This is a genomic window from Pseudomonas arsenicoxydans (assembly GCF_006438915.1).
In the GTDB taxonomy this organism is placed as follows: domain Bacteria; phylum Pseudomonadota; class Gammaproteobacteria; order Pseudomonadales; family Pseudomonadaceae; genus Aquipseudomonas; species Aquipseudomonas arsenicoxydans_A.
This window is the reverse complement of the sequence record NZ_RCZE01000020.1, coordinates 35,537-54,523: the sequence shown is the minus strand read 5'-3', so window position 1 is coordinate 54,523 and position 18,987 is coordinate 35,537. Positions and strand designations below refer to the sequence as shown.

Below are 18,987 nucleotides of genomic sequence, written 5' to 3'. Positions count from 1 at the left end.
GAGCCGTTTCATGACCATTCGTGCCTCACGTTTTTCCCCTACTTGCCTCGCCAGCCTGATCGCCGTATTTGCTTTTAGCTCCGCTCACGCGAACGAAGTCCAGGTCGCTGTCGCCGCCAACTTCACGGCCCCTATCCAGGCCATCGCGACCGATTTCGAGAAAGACACCGGGCACAAACTGGTCGCGGCTTATGGCGCTACCGGCCAGTTCTATACCCAGATCAAGAATGGCGCGCCGTTCGAAGTGTTCCTCTCGGCCGACGACACCACACCGCAAAAACTTGAAACCGAAGGCGACACCGTCAAGGGCTCGCGCTTCACCTACGCCATAGGCACCCTCGCCTTGTGGTCGGCCAAAGAAGGCTACGTCGACGCCAAGGGCAAAGTGCTGAGCGACAACCAGTATCAGCATCTGTCCATTGCCAATCCCAAAGCCGCGCCTTACGGCCTGGCCGCGACTCAGGTTCTGGCCAAGCTGGGCCTGACCGACAAGGTCAAGGACAAGATCGTCGAAGGCCAGAACATTACCCAGGCCTATCAATTCGTCTCTACCGGCAATGCGGAACTTGGCTTCGTAGCCTTGTCGCAGATCTACAAAGACGGCAAAGTCACCGGCGGTTCCGCGTGGATCGTTCCAGCCGAGATGCATGATCCGATCAAACAAGACGCAGTGATCCTCAACAAAGGCAAGGACAACCCGGCCGCCAAGGCACTGGTTGAGTACCTCAAGGGTCCGAAAGCCGCCGCTGTTATCAAATCCTACGGTTACCAACTCTAAATGACGCTGACGAGTGCCGACTTCGCTGCCATCTGGCTGACCCTCAAACTGGCGTCCCTGACGACGGCCATCCTGTTGGTCATCGGCACTCCGATTGCGTTATGGCTGTCGCGCACCCGCTCCTGGTTGCGCGGCCCGGTCGGGGCAATCGTCGCCCTGCCCCTGGTCCTGCCGCCCACAGTGATTGGCTTTTACTTGTTGCTGGCCCTGGGGCCTCACGGCTTTGTCGGCCAGTTCACTCAATCACTGGGGTTCGGCACCCTGACATTCAGTTTTGCGGGGTTGGTCGTCGGTTCAGTGCTTTACTCAATGCCGTTTGTGATTCAACCGCTGCAAAACGCGTTTTCCGCCATCGGCACTCGCCCATTGGAAGTAGCCGCGACCTTGCGCGCCAATCCGTGGGACACCTTCTTCAGCGTGATCCTGCCGCTCGCACGACCGGGTTTTATCACAGCGGCGATTCTCGGCTTCGCCCACACCGTCGGCGAGTTCGGCGTGGTCTTGATGATCGGCGGCAACATCCCGGACAAGACGCGCGTGGTGTCGGTGCAGATCTACGATCACGTCGAAGCCATGGAATACGCCCAGGCCCATTGGCTGGCCGGGGCGATGCTGGTGTTCTCCTTTGCAGTGTTGCTGGCGCTCTACTCCAGCCGTAAAACCAAAACAGGCTGGAGCTGATCGATGATCGATATGCGCCTGAAACTGAGCTATTCGGGGTTCGCCCTGGACGTGGACCTGCAAGTGCCCGGTCGTGGCGTGACCGCGCTCTACGGACATTCGGGTTCGGGCAAGACCACCTGCCTGCGCTGCATCGCTGGTCTGGAGCGAGCCCAACAGGGTTTTATCCAGGTCAATGATGAAGTCTGGCAGGACAGCGAAAAGAAGATTTTCGTACCGCCGCATAAACGTGCGCTGGGTTATGTATTCCAGGAAGCCAGTCTGTTTGCGCATCTGTCGGTATTGGCGAATCTAGAATTCGGCATTAAGCGCATCCCGAAACAGCAGCGCCGGGTCGACATGGGCCATGCCACGGAACTGCTGGGGATTGGGCATCTGCTGGAACGTCATCCGCAGAACCTTTCCGGCGGCGAGCGGCAACGGGTCGGCATCGCCCGCGCGCTGCTCACCAGCCCGAAACTGCTGCTGATGGACGAACCACTGGCGGCGCTGGACAGTCAGCGTAAAAACGAGATCCTGCCTTACCTGCAACGCCTGCACGACGAGCTGGACATCCCCGTACTGTACGTCAGTCACTCCCAAGATGAGGTTGCGCGGCTGGCCGACCACATCGTCTTGCTCAGCGACGGCAAGGCTCTGGCCAGCGGCCCCATCGGCGAAACCCTCGCCCGTCTCGACCTGCCACTGGCGCTGGGCGATGACGCAGGGGTGGTGATCGAAGGCCATGTCAGCGCGTATGACGCCCACTATCAGTTGCTGACCTTGCAGTTGCCCGATACCGATCTGGGCATTCGCGTCGCCCATGCGCCCATGCCCCTGGGCCAGGCACTGCGTTGCAAGGTTCAAGCCCGCGATGTCAGCCTGAGCCTGCGCAGCGTCGAGCAAAGCAGCATCCTCAATCGCTTGCCGGTCACCGTGATCAGTGAAATCGGCGCCGACAACGCCGCCCATGTGCTGATCCGCCTGAACGCAGCCGGCACGCCATTGCTGTCGCGTATCACCCGCTACTCCCGGGACCAGTTGGGCGTGCATCCCGGCCAGCAACTCTGGGCACAAATCAAAGCGGTGGCGGTACTGGCCTAAGTCTTTTGGCACCAACGACAAATGTCTGCGGTCAATGGCTGTACTGACCCCTGATTTGTTGTCGAGGTTGACTCGCCATGTCCGATACCGCGCTGCCCGATGTTCTGCCACCCGACCTGCACTATGTCGATGACACGCAGCCCGGAATCAGCCGGAAGCTGCTGCATGGAAAATTTTGTTACTTTGATCCGGCGGGCCAGCGCATTACTGATCCGGACGAAATCAAACGCCTCAACGCCCTCGCTGTGCCGCCGGCCTATACGAATGTGTGGATTTGCGCCGACCCGTGCGGACATCTGCAAGCCACCGGTCGCGATGCTCGCGGTCGCAAGCAATATCGCTACCACGCACGCTGGCGTGAAGTGCGCGATGCCGACAAATACTCGCGCCTGCGCGACTTTGGCCTGGCGCTGCCGAAATTGCGCAAGCAGCTTGAAACGCTGTTGGACGCGCCCGGCTTCAGCCGAGACAAGGTCATGGCCACCGTCATTACTTTGCTCGATGCAACGCTGATCCGGGTCGGCAACACGCAGTACGCTCGCGACAACCGCTCATACGGCCTGACGACGTTGCGCAGCCGCCACGTTGAAGTCAACGGCAGCGCTATCCGCTTCCAGTTTCGCGGCAAGAGTGGCGTGGAGCACCAGATCACCGTGAGAGATCGACGCTTGGCTCGGATCATCAAGCGCTGCCAGGAAATCCCCGGACAAAACCTGTTTCAGTATCTGGATGAAAACGGCGAACGACACACCGTCAGTTCCGCCGACGTCAACGCCTATCTGCAAACGCTCACCGGGGCCAATTTCACGGCCAAGGATTACCGCACGTGGGCAGGCAGTGTGCTGGCGTTGTCAGTGTTGCGCGAATTGCAGTGGGAGCCTGAGTCGGATGCAAAACGCCAAGTAGTAGAGATGGTCAAGAACGTCGCCCGGCAATTAGGCAACACGCCTGCAGTGTGCCGTAAATGCTACATCCACCCCGCGGTACTCGACGCTTTTATGCTTGGTGCCCTGGCCGAGTTGCCTCGGCCAAGGTTGCGCAAAGGGCTCAGGTCAGAGGAAGTGGGGATGGCCATGTTCCTTGAGCGCATGATCGCCAGCGCTGAAGCGACGAACTGACCTGTCTATTTTTTGCACGATCACAAAGAACTTCTATAGTTGATCTGAATAAGAAATCAGCTGCGGTGACGCCATGGAAGACATTTTCGTTGTGAAGCGTTGCAACAAGATCATCATTCATGGCCGCCGGGCCGGCGAATCCGGTCACGCACCGCCCGACGCCGCCGTCTGGTACCGCATCACCGATACCCGCACGCAGGGTTTCATCGGTGACGGCTTTGATGCTGAAGCAGACGCCAGGCGGGAATGCCAACGGCTGAACGCCACATCGCAGGTGCTGGCCCGACAAGGCTGATGAACATTCACCTGTCTGCTGCGGGTCTATACTGAAAAAAAGCTGAAGGATCAGTGACCCCAACGGCAGAAAGCTCGCACCTGGCGGGCTTTTTTCCGCCATTTGCCAGGTTCTTCAACGGAGGTGTTTTCCATGTCCGAAAAAGAGTCCATCACCACGCTCCTCACCCTGCTCGACTCCCGGCAGGCTCGACTTGCTGCCGCCTGCAAGGAAATAGCCGACTGGGTCGATCATCAAGGGGGGCATCCGACAGCCCTCAGAATTCGTGATCGGCTGAACGACATCGAAAAAGACACGCCGCTGATTCGGAACACGCTGTCGTCGCTAAAACCTGTCGACCGGCCCCTCCCACGGTTCAGATGATTCGGGCCGGGCACGCGACGCGAGAACAGAGCCTGTTTCAGGACGCATGAACGGCGACTTAATCGTCACCGAGATTGTGCCTGTCTGAATATCCGCCGTTACACCACCCACCCGGCCTGGCGCTGGGCTTTTTTTGCGACATTTCTTTCACGTCGCATTCACAACGTACGCCCTACAGTGAGTCACTCCTTTGAAGAATTACCTTGGCCTGCCCGCATGCAGGCCTTTTTTTTGCCTGCCAGGCAGCTAGCGAACGCTGGCGTTTGCGAGGGGTCAAACAATCACACGTCGCGAAGGAGACGTTCCATGGTCACTCACTTCAAAGTCAGCGGGCATCTGGCCTGCGGTCACAAAGGCAGCAACCTCACGTCCACCCAAGAACTGAACCGCGTGAAATGCAGAAGCTGCCGGAACACCGATGCGTACCAGGAAGCGCGCAAGGCCCAGCGCAATGCGACACGCCGTGCCGCACGCAAGGCCAAGGGCACTCACACCGCCAATGACTGGCGCGCAGCCTGGACGGAACGGCTTACCGCCATGACGGGATTGCAAAGACTACCGCGTGGGTTTAGCGGCCAGCCTTTTGTCTAGCAGGCTCATTCGACAGCAGGGTCGACTTCGGTCGACCCACTGCTGATCAACACGTTAGCGGGCGCCATCACCTCGGCGAGCGACATACGCTTGAATGCTTCGAACAGTCGCCGCCCCTCTTCAGGCGCGCAGGTAATGGCCAGACGCATGGTCGCCTCTCCCAGTTGCCAGATCAGAAAAGCGGTATCTGCGACTTGCTGAGTATCACTGCCTGGAAACACCCGAAGCATCGCATCCGCCAGCAACCTCCCCGCCACTCGACTCTCTTCCAGCTCCAGCGCCAGCAGTTGTTTGTCAGCTTGCATCCCCGACCAGATGTCACGCATCACCGGCTCCGCCTGAGCGATGTCGTAATACTGCTCGAGCAGGTTTGAATAGGCCTCGCGTAATCCTTGAGCATCCTGGACCGCCTCCAAAGCCATTTCTATACACCGGCGACTCTCGGCGTTAAAGCGCTCGGCTAGCGTGCGGATCACCGAGCTCTTGTCAGGAAAATACTGATAAAGCGAGCCAATCGAAATCTCCGAGCGTTCGGCAATTTCACTCATCTTTAGCGAATCGCTGCCATTGGTCGCAATCAGCTTCGTCGCCACCGCCAGAATTCGCTCCTGCCGCTCGCGACTGCGCTGCTGCGTGGGATTGCGTCGGGCCGGTTCTGAAACCGTCTGCTCGCGCCCGGTGGTGGTTTTCTTCGGCACTGGTGGGGATCCCGATCAATAACATGACATGCACTCACCTTAGCACCGCCTATCAACACACCCAAGAGGGTGTAGCCGTACGTCGGTTTCCGTTCTTTCGTTGGTTGACGGTAGAACGTGAGCGTTTATCATCTTTTTAACGTGAGTATCACTCACATTAACCCCATGGAGATGAACGCGATGAAGACTTATCAAGACCGCATCCTCATTCTCGGTGCGACCGGTAAGACAGGGAGCAGGATTACTCAACGGCTAAAAACTGCGGGGTTGCCCGTGCGCCTGGGCTCTCGTGGCGCCAATCCACCTTTTGACTGGGAGGATCAAAGCACTTGGGAGGCAGCCCTTGATGGAGTCGCCGCCGTTTACATTTCCTACCAACCGGACCTCGCCGTTCCAGGTGCCGTCGAAACGATTCAGGCGTTTACCGACCTGGCCGTCAAAAGCGGCGTCGGCAAACTGGTGCTGCTGTCCGGGCGTGGAGAAGCTGAAGCGGAACAAGCCGAACGCGTCATACAGAACAGCGGCGTCGACTGGACCATCCTTCGCTGCAGTTGGTTTTTCCAGAACTTCAGTGAGGCGCATTTTCTCGAGCCGATACTTCAGGGGGACGTGGCACTTCCCGTCGGCAATATCGCCGAACCCTTTGTCGATGTGGAGGACATCGCCGAGATTGCTGTCCAGGCATTGACCCGGCCAGGACACTCCGGCCAGCTTTATGAACTGACAGGACCACGGGCGCTGACGTTTGCCGAGGCGGTCGATGAAATTGCTCGAGGGACCGGCCGCGACATCCGCTTCGTTGCGGTACCGCCAGACGCCTATAGAGAGGCGCTGGAACAGGCGCAGCTTCCAGCCGAGTTGATCAATCTGGTGCTGTATCTCTTCACAACGGTGCTCGACGGGCGCAATACCCTTGTCACCGATGGCGTCCAACGTGCACTTGGCCGCCCCGCTCGGGACTTTAGTGATTACGTTCGACGCACCGCGGATACGGGTGTTTGGGCGAATGAAGGTTGAGCTAAAAAACAACTCTAAAATTGCGCTTCAGAAACAAACAAGGGTTTGCATCAGCTTTCGCCCGCAAACCCTTGATTTTTAAGATGGTGCCCGAAGCCGGAATCGAACCGGCACGCCCTTACGAGCGGGGGATTTTAAGTCCCATGCGTCTACCAGTTTCGCCATTCGGGCGGTAGCGCGGTGAAGCAGTCTGAAGGCTGACAAATGACGACCTGGCAGTTCTGACGCTTGTGCAACAGAGGGGGAAATATATACACCCCGCCTCGGTGAAGCAAGTTCGCAGTTGACCTTTTCAAGACAAAATCTTGCAGGGCTGCGGAAATAAAAAAGCTCCGTAAATCATAGATCTACGGAGCTTGTTTATAGTGGAGGCCGAGGTCGGAATCGAACCGGCGTAGGTGGATTTGCAATCCACTGCATAACCATTTTGCTACTCGGCCTCAAACATTTGCTGTCAGTAGCACAACAACAAATGTGTTCAAACTTGGAGCGGGAAACGAGACTCGAACTCGCGACCCCGACCTTGGCAAGGTCGTGCTCTACCAACTGAGCTATTCCCGCGTCTTGGTGTGGCGCATTCTATAGAATCCAGAAGCCCCGTCAACCCCTTGATTCAAAAAAGTTTTATTTCTTTTCAACGTCGGTCTTCAGATGTGGCCAGGCAGCCCGCAAGTACTGGACCATGGACCACAATGTCAGGCCCGCAGACACCAGCAACAAGGCATAACCGATCAAGACCCAGAAGCTAAAGTCTGACGGATTGGCCAGCAGGATCACCAGCGCGAGCATTTGCGCGGCGGTTTTCCATTTACCCAGGTTCGACACCGCGACGTGAGCACGGGCGCCGAGTTCGGCCATCCATTCGCGTAATGCCGAGACGACAATTTCGCGACCGATGATGACGGCGGCCGGCAGCGTGAGCCACAGGTTGCCGTGTTCTTGCACCAGCAAGACCAGTGCGACAGCGACCATCAGCTTGTCAGCCACAGGATCGAGGAACGCCCCGAACGGAGTACTTTGCTCCAGGCGTCGGGCCAGATAACCATCCAGCCAGTCTGTAGCGGCAGCGAATGCGAAGACCGAGGCGGAGGCCACGTAGCTCCATTGGTAAGGCAGGTAGAACAGCAAAATGAAGATCGGGATGAGCAGGACGCGTAGAACGGTAATCAGATTAGGGATATTCATCGGCACAACTGGCTACGAGGTGAGGTGGCATTCTACTCGCTGTGCAGATTTGCATAAATCAACTCTGCGAGCTTTTTACTGATCCCGGGTGCTTTGGCGATCTCTTCGATGCTGGCACGAGACAGCTCCTGCAATCCACCAAAATGTTTCAATAAATCGCGACGCCGTGTCGGCCCGACGCCGGCAACACCCTCAAGCGTGGACGTGCGGCGGGTTTTGCCACGGCGAGCGCGGTGCCCGGTAATGGCGAAACGGTGAGCTTCGTCGCGTATTTGCTGAATCAAATGCAGCGCGGGGGAATCACCGCGCAAGGTGAACTCGTGGGCCGCGTCGTTGAGGTACAAGGTTTCGAAACCGGCCTTGCGCGTCGCCCCTTTGGCCACGCCCAACAGAATCAGGTCCGGCACCGCCAGCTCATTGAGTACGTCACGGGCCATGGACAGCTGACCTTTGCCGCCGTCCACCAATAGAATATCCGGCAGCTTGCCCTCGCCGTCCTTCAGCTTGCTGAAGCGACGGGTCAACGCCTGATGCATCGCGGCGTAGTCATCCCCCGGCGTCACGCCTTCGATGTTGTAGCGGCGATAATCGGATTTGATCGGGCCTTCCGGGCCAAACACCACGCAAGACGCTACGGTGGCTTCGCCGCTGGAATGGCTGATGTCGTAGCACTCCAGACGCTGCGGTGGTTCGTCCAGGTTCAAGACTTCCGCCAGTGCATCGAAACGTGCCGCGACGTGCTGACGGTTCGCCAGACGCGCAATCAAGGCCTGCTCGGCGTTGGTGACCGCCAGTTGCTGCCAGCGCGCTCGCGTGCCACGCACCCGATGACTGATGGTCAGTTCACGCCCGCGCAGCGCATCGATGGCTTCGATCAGCGTCGGGAAGTCTTCATGAACCACGTTGACGATCAGCTCACTCGGCAAGTCGCGCTCGGGGCTGGTGATGAAGTATTGGCCGAGAAACGCGGCCATGACTTCGGAAACGTCTTCGTCGATACCGGTTTGCGGGAAGAAGTTCTTGCTGCCCAGTACCCGGCCGCCGCGCACGCTGATCAAGTGAACACATGCACCGCCCGGATTGACGAAGGCGGCGATCACGTCGATATCGCCGGTGCCGCCCTCCATGCTTTGCTGGTCCTGGACTCGACGCAATAAGGAAATCTGATCGCGCAACTCGGCAGCGCGCTCGAACTCGAGGTTGATCGCCGCCTCTTCCATGCCTGCGGACAACTCATCCGTCAGCGCATTGCTGCGGCCCTCAAGGAACATCACCGAGTGGCGAACGTCTTCGGCATACACCTCGGGCTCGACCAAGCCCACACACGGCGCCTTGCATCGCTTGATCTGATATTGCAGGCAAGGTCGGGTGCGGTTCTTGTAATAGCTGTCTTCGCACTGGCGGACAAAAAAGGTCTTTTGCAAAAGACTCAGGCTTTCGCGAATCGCCCCGGCGCTCGGGTACGGACCAAAGTATTTGCCCTTGGCCTTCTTTGCACCGCGATGAATGCTCAAGCGCGGGAACTGGCCATCCGAGAGAAAGACGTAGGGGTACGATTTGTCATCGCGCAGCAGGATGTTGTACGGCGGGCGCCATTCCTTGATCAGCGTCTGCTCAAGCAGCAGGGCTTCGGTTTCGTTGGCAGTGATGGTGGTTTCGACCTGAGCGATACGCGCCACCAGCGCTGCGGTCTTGGGCGCCAGACCGGATTTGCGAAAGTAACTCGACAGGCGATTTTTCAGGTTCTTGGCTTTGCCTACATACAAAAGGCGCGCATCGCTGTCGAACATGCGATACACACCGGGGCGCCCACTGACCGTCGATAGAAAAGCGCTTGGATCGAAGACTTCAGTCATTGTCAGAGGCTGGCATCGACCATGCCGTGACGAACCGCCAACAGCGTCAGTTCGACATCACTGCTGATCGAAAGCTTTTCGAAAATGCGGTAACGGTAAGTGTTGACCGTTTTGGGCGACAGGCAGAGTTTGTCGGAAATGATCTGGACCTTCTGGCAGCCGACAATCATCAACGCGATCTGGATCTCGCGCTCGGACAACGCATCGAAGGGCGAGTCGTTGGTTGGCTGAAAGGACTTGATCGCCAGTTGCTGGGCGATCTGCGGGCTGATGTAGCGTTGACCGGCAAATACCAGGCGAATCGCCTGGACCATTTCCGGCAGCCCTGCGCCCTTGGTCAGATAGCCGGCGGCGCCAGCCTGCAACAACCGCGTCGGAAACGGATCTTCCTCACAGACGGTGACCGCGACGACTTTGATATCCGGATGACTGCGCAACAGTTTGCGCGTGGCTTCAAGACCACCGATGCCGGGCATCTTGACGTCCATCAACACCACATCGGGTTTCAACTCACGTGCTTTCAGCAGGGATTCTTCCCCTGATTCAGCCTGGCCGACTACTTGCAGGCCATCGATGTCAGCCAGCATTCGTGTAATGCCTGTACGAACGAGATCATGGTCATCGACTACTAGCACCCTAATCAAGCAGACACCTCGCGAATTGGTCTTATTGGGTTGCCGGACACCTTAGCAAAAAGCAACTGGCAGACCTAGCGGCAAGCGTCATATAAAAAGTATCAATACATCTTGAAAGGCTTGTCACCAGCGCGTTTCAGCGATGAAGCCTGTCGATATCACGCTGCATTCTCAGGAAACACTCATCCTGACCGACTACCTTCAGCCCTTTTCGTTCGTAAAGCTTTTTTGCCGGATTATTTTCAAAAACGGTAAGCCGTAACGCCGGACGTCGTTCCTTGCACGCGAACGCGAAGACTTGATCGATCACCCAACCACCTGCGCCCTGCTCTTGAAACGCTGCGAGCACATGCAGTTCGCGGATGTACAAGGCGTTCGCGTCGCGACTCAGGCTGACAAAGCCCAGCACCGCCTCATTGCGCACAATCATGCGGTTCTCGCGCCCCGCCCAGGCAACATCAAACGCCTCATCCAGCCAAAGCAGATCGTGCTGGATGTAATAGCGCAGCATGTTGTCGCAGGTCAGTTTCCGCGCGAAGTCGAGATCGGCGGATGACGCCTGACGCCATTCGAAACTCATTCAAGCCTCCGTAACGTCAACGACAGTGCCGGTCCAGCCATCCGCGTCGCGGCACGCCACCACTATTACGTTCCCCGTACCTGGTGCCGCAACAATCAACGAACCGTCCGACGCCCAGATGGCACTGCGCCCTGCAGTCTCCCAGCCTCCGGTCGCACCGCCGTGGTTGGCCATCAGCACCGTCATTGAGTGCGTGCCAGCGTAACCTTGCAGAAGCGCGGCGTCCGGGGCATAGCCGTTTTCCGTGATCAACACACCGGCGGCATACAGGTCGGCGCCCTGCTCCGCGGCAGTCGCGGCATGACTGGCGTGAGAAAAATCAGCACACACTGCCAACGCGACCGTATCGCCAGCAATCGCCAGCATCGATCCACCTGCGCCCGGTGCAAACGCCACCTCCTCGCCGGGGTGCAGATGCTGCTTGCTGTAGACCCCGAGCGAACCATCAGCCCCCAACACCAGCGCACCGATCAATACCGGCGTATCGTCCGACAGCCGAATAGGTATGCCGACCACACTGGTGACACCGACTTCCCGGGCGAAATCCCGCAACGGCTGCAATACCTCGGCATCCGGTGCGATGGCCAATTCGGCTGCCAAGCCCCGTTCATAGCCGGTCAACGACAATTCCGGAAAAACCAGCAACTGAACGCCCTGCTCCGCGGCAACCTGCATGAAGCGCTGATGCCGGACGATGTTGGCGGCGAGATCACCGGCGACCGAGATCGATTGAGCGGCGGCGATGGTCAATGGCGTCATGGTTCGTCCTTGTGACGTTAGAGGGTGGGAAAAACACAAAGTGTGTCATAAAGCAGCCGGCACTCAAGCGATAGAAAATGCCGTCGACGATCGATAGCATTTTCTGATTGAAACCGCGCACCGGCCTCGAGTAAGCTCGGCGCATTCATCGGAGACAGACCATGTTCAATACCCTCTCACCGCTTCCAACTGCCAGCGCTCAGCGTTCGGTGGCGGCTGCGCGGGTAAATGACGTTTGTGCTCCGGTCAGCTTTTATTTTGGGTATTGGTTTAGCCACTGGCGCGCCTGATACCCACACGGCGCCCACTTTAAACGGGTCGCCGCCAGAGTTTTCCAAACCCCCGGTCGGCCTCCCGACCGGGGGTTTTGTTTTTTCAGCCCCGAACACTTTTGCGACGCACCAGACACTTTGAGGATTCACGACATGAACTACGCCACTTATTACCGTTACGACAGTTTTACCGCCTGGCGATTTACCAGCCTCCGCTCGGGACAGCCTGCCGCCTCCGATCGGTCACCCACAGGTGGCAAGCACACACACGCAGCCAATCCGGCCAATTGTCGAACACCCCAGTAGGGCCGAGCGCGCGGGAACGAACCCGCCGCCAGCCCAGGAAGCCATGCCATGAACTCGTCCGTCTCTGCTCTGCCGCTGTCCACCTTGAACCCTGCGAATGAAGCGCTGACCCTGCGTCTGCCCAGCTCATTGCAACTCAAGCAGCAACTGCCCCTCAGCAACGCCCTGACCCGCCAAGTCGCCGCTCACCGCGACGCGGTCCGCGCAATCCTCAACGGTGAAGACTCCCGTTTGCTGGTGATCGTCGGTCCCTGCTCGATTCATGACCCCCAGTCCGCCCTTGAATACGCCGCCAACCTTGCCCGACTCGCCACCGACGTCAGCGATGAGATGCTGCTGGTGATGCGCGCCTACATCGAAAAACCGCGTACCACAGTCGGCTGGAAGGGCCTGGCCTACGATCCGCATCTGGATGGCAGCGATGACATGGCCGGCGGTTTGACGCTGTCCCGCGAGTTGATGCGCGAAATGCTCCACCTCGGCTTGCCGATTGCCACCGAACTGCTGCAACCCATGGCCGCCGGCTACTTTGACGACTTGCTGAGCTGGGTGGCGATTGGTGCCCGTACCACCGAATCGCAGATCCACCGGGAAATGGCCAGTGGCCTGGGCATGCCGGTCGGGTTCAAGAACGGCACTGATGGCGGCGTGACCGTGGCCAGCGACGCCATGCGTTCGGCCGCTCATCCGCACCGACATTTTGGCGTCGACAGCCAGGGGCATCCGGCAATCATCCAGACGCCTGGCAACCCCGACACGCACCTGGTGCTGCGCGGCGGACACCATGGGCCGAACTACGACCGCGACAGCGTAGGCCAGGTAAACCGCGATTTGACCCGACTGAAGATCCCGGCGCGGATCATGGTCGACTGCAGCCACGCCAACAGTGGCAAAGACCCGGCGCGGCAACCCACGGTGTTTAACGACGTGCTTGAACAACGCCTGCAAGGCGACCGTTCGCTAATCGGGATGATGATCGAGAGTCATCTGTTCGAAGGTTGCCAGCCGTTGAGTCCATCGCTGCGCTACGGCGTTTCGGTGACCGACGGCTGTCTTGGCTGGAGCGGTACAGAAGAATTGTTGCGCCAGGCCGCCGACCGGCTTCGAGCGCAGCGCGGGCAAATGCCAGTCAGCTAGCCTGACACTGAACCTGTGGCGAGGGAGCTTGCTCCCTTGCCACAAGATCACCAGCATAAGACTTCACTGACAGGCAAAACCGTTTCCCGAGTAGGCCATCGCAGGAAAACGCTCTGTTACAGATCAAAAGATGTCGAAACATTCAGAACAAGACCTCAACCACATTCGAACTTTCCTACCTTTTCTATACCTTTTTCATCAGCTTACAGCGGATTCTTCATACATCGCCCAAGCGCCGGGGTGCTTTAGAGTGAGCCCATCTGCACACCTCTGAACGACCGCGAAAAAGGAATCAACATGCTACGGAATGCAACTACCCAGTACCCTATCCTGCTGATCCACGGGCTCTTTGGCTTTGATCGCATCGGCAAAATCGAACTCTTCCATGACGTCAAGCAGTCCCTGCGAAGTGCGGGAGCCAGGGTGTTCATCCCGCACCTGTCGGCTACCCATAGCAACGAAGTACGTGGCGACCAGCTATTGGCACAAATCGAACGGGTGCTGGAAGGAACCGGCGCCAGCAAGGTCAACCTGATCGGCCATAGCCAGGGGGCATTGGCGGCACGCTATGCGGCGGCGATAGCACCCCATGCGGTGGCTTCGGTGACATCGGTCAGTGGCCCAAACCACGGCTCGGAACTGGCCGACTTCCTGCGCAAGGCGCTGACGCCCGGCCGTCTTCCAGAACATGTCGCGGCGACGGTGGCGACGCTGTTTGCTGATTTTGTGTCGTTACTCAGCGGCAACCAGTACTTACCGCAGAACGCTGTCGCCGCGCTCAATGCGCTGACCACCGAAGGCGTAGGGGCTTTCAACGACAAATACCCCCAAGGGTTGCCGAAGACCTGGGGCGGCAAGGGCCGAGAGGTGGTTAACGGCGTGCGTTATTACTCCTGGAGCGGCACGTTACAGGGAACGCTTCTCGACGAGGGCTTGAAAGCGCTCGATCCACTGCACGGATTCCTCCGTGCCTTCTCCCACTACTTCACCACTGAAGCGGAGCAGAATGACGGTTTAGTCGGACGCTACAGCTCCCACCTGGGAAAAGTCATCCGCTCCGACTATCCGCTGGATCACCTGAACAGCCTCGGTCATATCGGCGGTTTGAACCGAAAAGCCATAGATCCCGTGGCGTTGTATGTGCAGCATGCCGAGCGTCTGAGAAACGCGGGCCTATAATCTGTCCGGAACTTTGACGAGAAATAGACCACTGAATCCGGTAGGCTCCGCACTTTACTGAATATTGAAAGGAGAATTTTCCATGGCTAAAGCCACTGCCCGTCACATCCTGGTTGCCTCGGAAGCCAAGTGCAACGAACTCAAGGCCCAGATCGAAGGCGGCGCTGATTTCGCCGAAATCGCCAAAGCCAACTCCACCTGCCCATCCAGCCGTCAAGGCGGCGACCTGGGTTCGTTCGGTCCTGGCCAGATGGTCAAGGAATTTGACACCGTGGTGTTCAGCGCTCCAATCAACGTCGTACAAGGCCCAGTGAAAACCCAGTTCGGTTATCACTTGCTGGAAGTGACCAGTCGTCAGGACTGATCAATCCGCCAGGCTTTACGCATAACGGCCCGCCTTTTGGTGGGCCGTTGTGTTTCGAATACGTTTTTAGACTGGCGAGGGAGGCGCCGCTAGCGTACAAATTGTGCTTTTCGATCCTCCGGCTCTAAGGCTGATAATGCGACTGGCTTTCCCCACTTTATTGTTCACTGCCGTAGCGCTGTTGTTGGGCGCCGCCGGTGTGAATGCCGCACCGCAACAGGCGTTGACCGTGTACGGAGAAGCCGCGAAGTATCCCGCCGGTTTCAGTCATTTTGCTTATACCAACCCACAGGCGCCCAAGGGCGGAACAATGCGTCGCTCGGCGATTGAAATCGGCCATTTCGACCATATGCTGCCGTACATCGACAAGGGCATTGGCGTCACGCAAATCGACGGCTTGCTTTACTCGCCGCTGGCGCAGCGCTCACTGGACGAGCCCTACACCGTGTACGGCCTTGTCGCACAAAAAATGGAGCGCCCGGACGACGGTCTGTTTTTGCGGTTCTATCTCAACCCCAAGGCGCGCTTTGCCGACGGCACGCCGATCACCGCCGAAGACGTGCGCTACACCTACGACCTGCTGATGACCCAGGGCAGTCTGCGCTATCGGACCCAGTTCGCGGACGTCAAAGGTGTGGAAGTTGAATCGCCTCTGGTCGTGCGTTTCGATTTCAAAAGCAACGAAAACCGCACCCTGCCCCTCGACATCGCGACGCTACCGGTGTTTCCCGAACATTGGTGGAAGACCCGCGACTTCGCCAACGGTGGCGGGTACGAGGCGCCTTTGGGCAGCGGCCCTTATAAAGTCGGCAAAGTCGACTCCGGTCGCAGCATCACCTTCGAGCGCGACGCCAATTGGTGGGGCAAGGATTTACCGGTCAGCCGCGGCCTCTACAACTTCGATCACTTCAGTATCGAGTACTTCGGCGACACCGACGTCGCCCGCCAAGTGCTGCGTGGCGGCGCCTATGACTACAACCGCGAATTCTCCGCCACCGGCTATTCCATCGGCTACGAGAGTCCGGCCCTGAGCGATGGCCGCCTGCAAAAGGCACATCTGGCCCAAGACGCACCGCAACCGGCGCAAGGGTTTGTGTTCAATTTGCAGAACCCGATTTTCCAGGACCGCCGAGTGCGTCAGGCCTTGGCCATGCTCTGGGATTTCGAATGGAGCAACCGGCAGATGATGCGAGACATGTACATCCGCCAGCAGAGCTACTTTTCCAACACCGACCTGGCGGCGCGACAACTACCGGATGCGGCGGAGCTGGCCATTCTTGAGCCGTTGCGCGGGCAGATCCCCGACGAGGTGTTCACCCAGGTCTTCGAAGCACCGAAAACCGATGGCAGCGGTGTGATTCGCGACAAGCAGTTGCAAGCACTGGACCTGCTCGAACAGGCCGGATGGAAACCCGATGGCGATCAACTGGTCAACGCCGAGGGCGAGCCGCTGAGCTTTACTTTCCTGGTCAGTCAGAACGGCATGGACCGCTTGCTGTTGCCCTACAAGCGCACCCTGAAACAGATCGGCATCGACCTCAACATCCGCCGTATCGACTCCTCCCAGTACGTGAATCGCCTGATGAGTCGCGACTACGACATGATCGTCACCGGCTACCCGGTCACCACCTCTCCCGGTGGCGAACTGCTCAATTACTTCGGCTCGATCTCGGCCAACGATCCCGGCGCCAACAACTACATGGTGCTGAAGAATCCGGCGGTCGACACACTGATCACCGGCGTAATCCGCGCCACCACCCAGCCCGAGATGCTGCGCTACGCCCACGCGCTCGACCGGGTGTTGCAATGGAACTACTACTGGATTCCCAACTATTACCCGCCGGGCACCTCGACGGTCTGGTGGAACCGCTTCGGTCGACCCAACGAGCAGGCCAGTAATGACGAGGCCATCGAGAGCTGGTGGGAAATAAGCACCACGCCGCTAACCAACCAGCAAATGACCGCCGAGCAAATCAGCCGTGGCAAACCCGGAGGGCCGCATTAATGTGGGCTTACATACTGCGGCGTTTGCTGCTGATTATCCCGACGCTGGTGATCATTCTGTTGGTCAACTTCGTCATCGTCCAGGCAGCACCGGGCGGTCCGGTGGAACAGGCGATTGCGCACTTGCAAGGCATCGGCGGCGCGACAGTCGGCGGCGGTTCCGGCGAAACCATGCACGGCACCTCGCGCGCCAGCCGAGGCCTGGACCCGCAACTGATCAAAGACATCGAAAAACAATACGGCTTCGACAAACCCGCGCATGAACGCCTGTGGCTGATGCTCACCAGTTACGCCCGGCTCGACTTCGGCAAGAGCTTCTTTCGTGGCGCCACAGTCACCGACCTGATCCTCGAAAAAATGCCGGTGACCATTTCCCTCGGGCTGTGGGCGACCCTGATCACCTACCTGGTGTCGATTCCCCTGGGTATCCGCAAGGCCGTGCACCACGGCAGCCATTTCGACATCTGGAGCAGCACCGCGATCATCATCGGCTATGCCATGCCGGCGTTCCTGTTCGCCATGTTCCTGATCGTGGTCTTTGCCGGCGGCACTTCGTTGAACTGGTTCCCGGTGCGCGGGCTGGTCTCGGACAACTTCGATTCTCTGTCCACCGTGGGCAAAATCGCCGACTACTTCTGGCACCTCGTCTTGCCGGTCACGTCGCTGGTGATTGGCGGTTTCGCCACCCTGACCATCCTTACCAAAAACTCGTTCCTCAATGAAATCACCCGCCAATACGTGATCACCGCCCGGGCCAAAGGCATGAGCGAACGCCGGGTGCTGTATGGGCACGTGTTCCGCAATGCGATGTTGTTGGTGGTGTCGGGCATTCCGCAGGCATTCATCAGTGTGTTTTTCGCCGGGTCCTTGCTGATCGAAGTGATTTTCTCCCTCGATGGCCTCGGCCGCATGAGTTACGAAGCTGCCGTCTCGCGAGACTATCCGGTGGTGTTCGGCTCGCTGTTCATCTTCACGCTGTTCGGCCTGCTGATAAAACTTGTCGGCGACCTCTGCTACACCCTGGTCGACCCACGCATCGACTTCGCTGCGAGGAATGCCTGATGTTCAAGCTCTCGCCGTTGGGCCGTCGCCGTTTTGAACGTTTCAAGAAAAATCGTCGGGGCTGGTGGTCGCTGTGGTTATTCATTGGTCTGTTTGTGCTGACCCTGGGTGGCGAGTTGATCGCCAACGACAAACCGTTGGTGGTCAGTTATCAGGGCCAATGGTATTTCCCGGTGTTCAAACGCCACACCGAGCAGGCGTTCGGCGGGCAACTGCCGTTCCAGGCGGATTACCGCAGCGACTATGTACAGAAGCTGATTAGAAAAGACGGCGGCTGGATGCTGTTCCCGCCGATCCCGTTCAGTGACGACACGCCAAACTATGACCTCAACAAACCGGCACCGAGCCCGCCCTCGAATGTGAACTGGCTGGGCACCGACGATCAGGCCCGGGACGTATTGGCCCGGGTAATTTTCGGCGCGCGGGTGTCGATCCTGTTTGCGTTGATGCTGACCTTTGTCAGCGCCCTGATCGGCATTGCCGCCGGCGCCCTACAAGGCTATTACGGCGGCTGGGTCGACCTGATCGGCCAGCGCTTGCTGGAGGTCTGGTCCGGGCTGCCGGTGCTGTACCTGCTGATCATTCTGTCCGGGTTCGTCGAACCGAATTTCTGGTGGTTGCTGGGGATCATGGCACTGTTCACCTGGCTGGCGCTGGTCGACGTAGTGCGCGCCGAGTTCCTGCGCGGGCGCAACCTGGAATACGTCAAAGCCGCCCGGGCGCTGGGCCTGTCGGATAGCAAAGTGATCGTGCGGCACATTCTGCCGAACGCGATGAATGCGACCCTGAGTTACCTGCCGTTCATTCTGACCGGGGCGATTACCACCCTGACAGCCTTGGACTTTCTCGGTTTCGGCATGCCCGCCGGCAGTGCATCCCTGGGCGAACTGATCGGTCAGGGCAAGCAGAACCTGCAAGCGCCATGGCTGGGGCTGACGGCGTTTTTCACCCTGGCGCTGATTCTTTCTTTACTGGTGTTTATCGGCGAGGCATTACGTGATGCTTTCGATCCGAGATCCTGACG

Annotated in this window: 20 protein-coding genes and 3 tRNA genes; 14 read left to right on the top strand and 9 right to left on the bottom strand. The window is 58.5% G+C overall.

Translation table 11 applies throughout. The annotated features are described in order from the left end of the window. Positions 1–10 precede the first annotated feature (10 nt). From modA to EAH78_RS30145, 7 genes are all read left to right on the top strand, one after another. Positions 11–778, top strand: a complete 768-nt coding sequence (gene modA, locus EAH78_RS30175) for a molybdate ABC transporter substrate-binding protein (protein ID WP_140671782.1) — start codon at positions 11–13, stop codon at positions 776–778. Beyond that, on the top strand, positions 779–1,459 hold the full coding sequence (gene modB, locus EAH78_RS30170) for a molybdate ABC transporter permease subunit (protein WP_140671780.1): 681 nt from the start codon (positions 779–781) through the stop codon (positions 1,457–1,459). A 3-nt stretch (positions 1,460–1,462) separates the two neighbouring features. Beyond that, positions 1,463–2,542, top strand: coding sequence for a molybdenum ABC transporter ATP-binding protein (gene modC, locus EAH78_RS30165; protein WP_140671778.1), 1,080 nt, complete (start codon positions 1,463–1,465; stop codon positions 2,540–2,542). A 77-nt stretch (positions 2,543–2,619) separates the two neighbouring features. Further along, on the top strand, positions 2,620–3,660 hold the full coding sequence (locus tag EAH78_RS30160; RefSeq protein WP_140671776.1) for a DNA topoisomerase IB: 1,041 nt from the start codon (positions 2,620–2,622) through the stop codon (positions 3,658–3,660). Positions 3,661–3,733: 73 nt separating this feature from the next. Then, positions 3,734–3,955, top strand: a complete 222-nt coding sequence (locus EAH78_RS30155; protein WP_140671774.1) for a hypothetical protein — start codon at positions 3,734–3,736, stop codon at positions 3,953–3,955. A gap of 132 nt (positions 3,956–4,087) precedes the next feature. Next, positions 4,088–4,318: a hypothetical protein gene (locus tag EAH78_RS30150; protein WP_140671772.1), complete on the top strand. Its 231-nt coding sequence runs from the start codon at positions 4,088–4,090 to the stop codon at positions 4,316–4,318. Between the two features lie 306 nt (positions 4,319–4,624). Then, entirely contained in the window at positions 4,625–4,909 is a 285-nt protein-coding gene (locus EAH78_RS30145; protein ID WP_140671770.1) for a hypothetical protein, read from the top strand. A 5-nt stretch (positions 4,910–4,914) separates the two neighbouring features. On the opposite strand, the gene EAH78_RS30140 is transcribed toward EAH78_RS30145, so the two are convergent. Beyond that, positions 4,915–5,607 (bottom strand): TetR/AcrR family transcriptional regulator, encoded by a 693-nt coding sequence (locus tag EAH78_RS30140; protein ID WP_140671767.1) that lies wholly within the window; start codon positions 5,605–5,607, stop codon positions 4,915–4,917. 180 nt (positions 5,608–5,787) lie between these two features. Between EAH78_RS30140 and EAH78_RS30135 the strand changes: the two genes are divergently transcribed. Continuing rightward, on the top strand, positions 5,788–6,624 hold the full coding sequence (locus EAH78_RS30135) for an NAD(P)H-binding protein (protein WP_140671765.1): 837 nt from the start codon (positions 5,788–5,790) through the stop codon (positions 6,622–6,624). A gap of 84 nt (positions 6,625–6,708) precedes the next feature. On the opposite strand, the gene EAH78_RS30130 is transcribed toward EAH78_RS30135, so the two are convergent. The 8 genes from EAH78_RS30130 to EAH78_RS30095 form a co-directional block, all read right to left on the bottom strand. Further along, positions 6,709–6,795: transfer RNA gene (locus EAH78_RS30130), tRNA-Leu, on the bottom strand. Between the two features lie 195 nt (positions 6,796–6,990). Further along, positions 6,991–7,064 (bottom strand) — tRNA-Cys (locus EAH78_RS30125). A 45-nt stretch (positions 7,065–7,109) separates the two neighbouring features. After that, positions 7,110–7,185 (bottom strand) — tRNA-Gly (locus tag EAH78_RS30120). Positions 7,186–7,248: 63 nt separating this feature from the next. Further along, entirely contained in the window at positions 7,249–7,809 is a 561-nt protein-coding gene (pgsA, locus tag EAH78_RS30115; RefSeq protein ID WP_027923802.1) for a CDP-diacylglycerol--glycerol-3-phosphate 3-phosphatidyltransferase, read from the bottom strand. A gap of 32 nt (positions 7,810–7,841) precedes the next feature. Next, the gene (uvrC, locus tag EAH78_RS30110; protein WP_140671763.1) at positions 7,842–9,665 is read right to left on the bottom strand and encodes an excinuclease ABC subunit UvrC; all 1,824 of its coding nucleotides are present in this window, start codon (positions 9,663–9,665) and stop codon (positions 7,842–7,844) included. Positions 9,666–9,667: 2 nt separating this feature from the next. Further along, the gene (gene gacA, locus EAH78_RS30105; RefSeq protein ID WP_008015884.1) at positions 9,668–10,309 is read right to left on the bottom strand and encodes a response regulator transcription factor GacA; all 642 of its coding nucleotides are present in this window, start codon (positions 10,307–10,309) and stop codon (positions 9,668–9,670) included. A 127-nt stretch (positions 10,310–10,436) separates the two neighbouring features. Continuing rightward, positions 10,437–10,880, bottom strand: a complete 444-nt coding sequence (locus tag EAH78_RS30100) for a GNAT family N-acetyltransferase (RefSeq protein ID WP_140671762.1) — start codon at positions 10,878–10,880, stop codon at positions 10,437–10,439. Beyond that, complete coding sequence (locus EAH78_RS30095) at positions 10,881–11,639, bottom strand: carbon-nitrogen hydrolase family protein (protein WP_140671759.1); 759 nt, start codon at positions 11,637–11,639, stop codon at positions 10,881–10,883. It lies immediately after the preceding gene. A gap of 626 nt (positions 11,640–12,265) precedes the next feature. Here EAH78_RS30095 and EAH78_RS30090 point away from each other — a divergent pair. The 6 genes from EAH78_RS30090 to EAH78_RS30065 all read left to right on the top strand — a co-directional run bounded on the left by EAH78_RS30090 (position 12,266) and on the right by EAH78_RS30065 (position 18,985). Next, positions 12,266–13,354, top strand: a complete 1,089-nt coding sequence (locus EAH78_RS30090; protein WP_140671757.1) for a 3-deoxy-7-phosphoheptulonate synthase — start codon at positions 12,266–12,268, stop codon at positions 13,352–13,354. Positions 13,355–13,651: 297 nt separating this feature from the next. After that, on the top strand, positions 13,652–14,533 hold the full coding sequence (locus EAH78_RS30085; RefSeq protein WP_140671755.1) for a lipase family alpha/beta hydrolase: 882 nt from the start codon (positions 13,652–13,654) through the stop codon (positions 14,531–14,533). 82 nt (positions 14,534–14,615) lie between these two features. Then, complete coding sequence (locus tag EAH78_RS30080; protein ID WP_027923796.1) at positions 14,616–14,897, top strand: peptidylprolyl isomerase; 282 nt, start codon at positions 14,616–14,618, stop codon at positions 14,895–14,897. A 136-nt stretch (positions 14,898–15,033) separates the two neighbouring features. Next, complete coding sequence (locus EAH78_RS30075; RefSeq protein WP_140671752.1) at positions 15,034–16,902, top strand: extracellular solute-binding protein; 1,869 nt, start codon at positions 15,034–15,036, stop codon at positions 16,900–16,902. Then, entirely contained in the window at positions 16,902–17,963 is a 1,062-nt protein-coding gene (locus EAH78_RS30070) for a microcin C ABC transporter permease YejB (protein ID WP_059182860.1), read from the top strand. The genes EAH78_RS30075 and EAH78_RS30070 overlap by 1 nt, the downstream gene beginning before the upstream one ends. Then, positions 17,963–18,985 carry an ABC transporter permease gene (locus EAH78_RS30065; protein WP_140671750.1) on the top strand — a complete coding sequence of 341 codons (1,023 nt, stop codon included), beginning with the start codon at positions 17,963–17,965 and terminating at the stop codon, positions 18,983–18,985. The genes EAH78_RS30070 and EAH78_RS30065 overlap by 1 nt, the downstream gene beginning before the upstream one ends. Positions 18,986–18,987 lie beyond the last annotated feature (2 nt).

Bases quoted from the DNA above. Each gene is read 5' to 3' on its own strand.
- modA (WP_140671782.1), top strand. From the start codon at position 11: ATGACCATTCGTGCCTCACGTTTTTCCCCTACTTGCCTCGCCAGCCTG.
- modB (WP_140671780.1), top strand. From the start codon at position 779: ATGACGCTGACGAGTGCCGACTTCGCTGCCATCTGGCTGACCCTCAAA.
- modC (WP_140671778.1), top strand. From the start codon at position 1,463: ATGATCGATATGCGCCTGAAACTGAGCTATTCGGGGTTCGCCCTGGAC.
- EAH78_RS30160 (WP_140671776.1), top strand. From the start codon at position 2,620: ATGTCCGATACCGCGCTGCCCGATGTTCTGCCACCCGACCTGCACTAT.
- EAH78_RS30155 (WP_140671774.1), top strand. From the start codon at position 3,734: ATGGAAGACATTTTCGTTGTGAAGCGTTGCAACAAGATCATCATTCAT.
- EAH78_RS30150 (WP_140671772.1), top strand. From the start codon at position 4,088: ATGTCCGAAAAAGAGTCCATCACCACGCTCCTCACCCTGCTCGACTCC.
- EAH78_RS30145 (WP_140671770.1), top strand. From the start codon at position 4,625: ATGGTCACTCACTTCAAAGTCAGCGGGCATCTGGCCTGCGGTCACAAA.
- EAH78_RS30135 (WP_140671765.1), top strand. From the start codon at position 5,788: ATGAAGACTTATCAAGACCGCATCCTCATTCTCGGTGCGACCGGTAAG.
- pgsA (WP_027923802.1), bottom strand. From the start codon at position 7,809: ATGAATATCCCTAATCTGATTACCGTTCTACGCGTCCTGCTCATCCCG.
- uvrC (WP_140671763.1), bottom strand. From the start codon at position 9,665: ATGACTGAAGTCTTCGATCCAAGCGCTTTTCTATCGACGGTCAGTGGG.
- EAH78_RS30100 (WP_140671762.1), bottom strand. From the start codon at position 10,880: ATGAGTTTCGAATGGCGTCAGGCGTCATCCGCCGATCTCGACTTCGCG.
- EAH78_RS30095 (WP_140671759.1), bottom strand. From the start codon at position 11,639: ATGACGCCATTGACCATCGCCGCCGCTCAATCGATCTCGGTCGCCGGT.
- EAH78_RS30090 (WP_140671757.1), top strand. From the start codon at position 12,266: ATGAACTCGTCCGTCTCTGCTCTGCCGCTGTCCACCTTGAACCCTGCG.
- EAH78_RS30085 (WP_140671755.1), top strand. From the start codon at position 13,652: ATGCTACGGAATGCAACTACCCAGTACCCTATCCTGCTGATCCACGGG.
- EAH78_RS30080 (WP_027923796.1), top strand. From the start codon at position 14,616: ATGGCTAAAGCCACTGCCCGTCACATCCTGGTTGCCTCGGAAGCCAAG.
- EAH78_RS30075 (WP_140671752.1), top strand. From the start codon at position 15,034: ATGCGACTGGCTTTCCCCACTTTATTGTTCACTGCCGTAGCGCTGTTG.
- EAH78_RS30070 (WP_059182860.1), top strand. From the start codon at position 16,902: ATGTGGGCTTACATACTGCGGCGTTTGCTGCTGATTATCCCGACGCTG.
- EAH78_RS30065 (WP_140671750.1), top strand. From the start codon at position 17,963: ATGTTCAAGCTCTCGCCGTTGGGCCGTCGCCGTTTTGAACGTTTCAAG.